General features: G+C 70.2%; 2 protein-coding genes and 1 pseudogene. All 3 read left to right on the forward strand.

Annotated elements, in window-relative coordinates; translation table 11 throughout:
* Positions 1-487: pseudogene (locus GA0115259_RS40935) on the forward strand (hypothetical protein); the annotation flags it as partial.
* Entirely contained in the window at positions 484-1,899 is a 1,416-nt protein-coding gene (locus tag GA0115259_RS37400) for a coproporphyrinogen-III oxidase family protein (protein WP_093605007.1), read from the forward strand. The pseudogene GA0115259_RS40935 and the gene GA0115259_RS37400, both read left to right, overlap by 4 nt.
* Positions 1,896-3,193, forward strand: a 1,298-nt coding sequence (locus tag GA0115259_RS37405) for a phenylacetate--CoA ligase family protein (protein ID WP_141716871.1), incomplete at its 3' end; no start/stop codon positions are given. The genes GA0115259_RS37400 and GA0115259_RS37405, both read left to right, overlap by 4 nt.

The following is a 3,193-nucleotide window of genomic DNA, read 5'->3' on the forward strand; positions in this document are numbered from 1 at the left end:
CACCACCGGGCCGGGTGCGCTGCCCGAGCCGCTGCGCCGGCCGGTCACGGACTTCGGCCGCGCGGTCGGCGCGATGCTGGCGGCCGAGGGCTACCGGGGCTGGTTCGACGTCGACTTCGTGCGGGCGCGCGACGGCCGGCTTGCGCCGACCGAGATCAACGCCCGCCGCACCGGTCCCTGTGTCGCCATGGCCATCGCCGCGAACCTCGGAGCGTCGTCCGGCCGGCCGGTGGTCGTCAGGACCGAGGACACCCTGCCGCTGCCCAGGGCGATCCCTGAGGAACGTCTGCACGCGCGCTTCGAGACCGTGGCGCGTGCCCTCGCCGACCAGGGCGTCGCCTTCGTCCCGACGCTCGTGACGGCCTCCTCGGAGAAGGTCCCGTACGCGGGCTTCGCCCTGGCCGGCACGTCGGTGGCCGAGGTGGACACCGCGATGCGGCATGTCGTGCATCTGATGAGCGGACTCGCCGAGGAGGGCGAAGCATGACCACCGACCCGGACCTGAGTGACGCAGACCCGACCGGCCAGGACCTGAGCGCTCTGGATCTGAGCGGCCCGGACCTGACCGGCCCGCTCGCGCGGGAGTGCGAGTACATCACCTACTTTCCCGTCAACATCCGCCCACTGACGCCGGCGGATCTGACGGCCCGGCCCACCGACGGCTCGGCCGGCTTCGGGATCTATCTGCATGTCCCGTTGTGCGATCAGATCTGTCCGTTCTGCAACTACAACAAGTTTCTCAGCGGCACACGCCCGGACCGGCTCGGCGGCCTGCTGGAGCAGGAGATCGCGCTGTACGGGAACGCCGTCGCACCGCATATCGACCGGGCGGACTTCGTCTACTTCGGCGGTGGCACGCCGTCGGTGCTGTCCGCGGCCCGTATCGGCTCACTGCTCGCCCGGCTCCGGGAGAGATTCGACCTCGCAGCCGCGGAAGTCTGTCTGGAATGCCATCCCTCGCACGCTACTCCCGAGTATCTGAGCGCGCTGCGCGAGGCCGGAGTGAACCGGATCAGCTTCGGCGTACAGAGCTTCGACGCCCGGATGCTCACGGCCATCGGCTCCCATCACACCGCGGAAGAGTCCGCGGCCTGTGTGCCCGCCGCCCGACGGGCCGGCTTCGACAATGTCGCCGTCGACCTGATGTTCCTGCTTCCCGGCCAGGACATGGACTCCTGGTCGGCGGACCTGGACCGGGCCGTGCGTACCGGAGCCGACCACATCAGTACATACCGGATGCTGCTGGATCCGATGGGCCCGCTCGGCCGGGGCATCCGGCTCGGGCGTACCATTCCCCAGGCCGGAGAGGCGACCGAGGTCCGGATGGCGCAGACGGCGCTGGACACTCTCACCGCCGCCGGATACCGGCACTACGGCTCGTGCAGCAGCGCCGGTTTCGATCTCTGTCTGCCGGGCCGTGAGTCGGTGTACGAGCTGAGGCACCGGGCGGCGCCGCAGTGCGAGTACGCGGCGATCGGCCCGGGCGCGGTCGGATTCCTCAACGGCTCGGTGTACTGGAACATTCACACGCTCGGCGAGTACGCCCGTACGGTCGGCGACGGCGCGCTGCCCGTGCTCGCCGGCCGTCGTCTGACCGACTCTGACCGTCGCTCACGCTACGCCGTCCTCGGTGTCAAACACATCGAACTGCCTTTGGCGCCCTTCCGTGAACGGTTCGGGCGCACACTGCGCGAGGCGTTCCCGCACACACTGGATCTGCTGGCGGCGAGCGGTCTCACCGAGGAGAGCGAGGACGTCCTGCGGGTCACACCGCGCGGTGTGCACTACATGGACACGATCTCCAAGGCGTTCTTCAACGCGGACAACCACCGCCTTCCGCAACCCTACAAGCCGGAGTTGCAGATGATGTCCGTTGACCTCCACGGCAGCCCGGCGTGAGCACCGGGGATATGGCGCCGCTCGCCAGCCGGCCGGAGCACACACTGCGCGCCGCAGCACACCGTGCGGCTCGGACGTCTCCGTACTACCGCGATCTGCCGACCGGTCACGGCGGCAGCGACAGTGGCAGCGACGGCGATGCCCACGCCATTGCGGGCGCCTGGGCGGACATCCCGTTCACCAGCGCGGCCGATCTGCTGCGCGGCGGTTCCAGGATGGCGGCGCGGACGGGCGTCACGGCGTATGCGAGCAGTGGCACCGGCGGATCCGCCAAACCGGCCTTCTTCACGGCCCGGGACCGTGCGGCCACGGTCCGCAGGACCGCCGCAGGCCTGGTCGCCTGCGGTGTCGATCCTGATGACACACTGGTCGTCGCGCACGGCTTCGGCATCTGGCTGATCGGTCCCGACTTCACCTCGGCCGGTGAGGAGTTGGGGCTACGGGTGGTGCCGGTCGGCAAGGGACCGGGCATCGCGCACACGCTCGCGCTGCTGCGCGAACTGGGCGCGGACGTCATCGCGACCTCTCCCGGCTACGCCCAGCGGCTCGCCGCACTCGTCGGGCCCGGGGACGCGGCCACGGCGCTGGGCACCAGGATGCTGCTGCTGTCGGGCGAAACGGTCTCGGGCCGGCTGCGTGCGTCGATACGGCGGGCCTGGGGCCTCGACGCGGTCCACAGCTTCTACGGCTCCGCCGAACTCGGCCATCTCGGTTGTGATCCGGCCGCCGACGGCTCGATCGCCCTCACCTCGGACCTGGCGTACGAGGTGCTGACCGCGAACGGTCCCGCCGGGTTACGGGAAGGCACCACCGGCGAACTGGTCGTCACCACGCTCTTCCAGGAAGGCATGCCACTGGTGCGCTATCGCACCGGCGATCTGGTGCGGCTGACACGAGTCGGACCGCAGGGTCCGGCGGTTCCGTTGGAGGCGCAAGTCCTGGGCCGGATCGCGGAGTCCGCCGTGCTGGAGTCCGGCGAGAAGCTATGGGCATGGCAGGTGGAAGAGGCACTGGTCGGCACCGAGGGAATCACCGACTTCCGGGCGTATGTCGATGAAGTCCCCATGGACCGCCAGTGGTTCGACACCGGCGACCGGCTGTCGGTACGGGTCGCCACCCACGGCGACCGGCCGCTGACCTCCGAGGCGGTACGGCGGCTGGTCGCGGGCCTGCGCGAGATGTCCCTGGACATGTCGGCGGCGGTCGGCTCGGTCGAGATCGAGCTGGAGTGGTGCGTGTACGACGACCTTGTGGCCGCTGACGGACCGGGCAAGCCGCGCCGGCTGGTCGACCG

The organism is Streptomyces sp. MnatMP-M17, assembly GCF_900091995.1.
GTDB lineage: Bacteria > Actinomycetota > Actinomycetes > Streptomycetales > Streptomycetaceae > Streptomyces.

Bases quoted from the DNA above. Each gene is read 5' to 3' on its own strand.
- GA0115259_RS37400 (WP_093605007.1), top strand. From the start codon at position 484: ATGACCACCGACCCGGACCTGAGTGACGCAGACCCGACCGGCCAGGAC.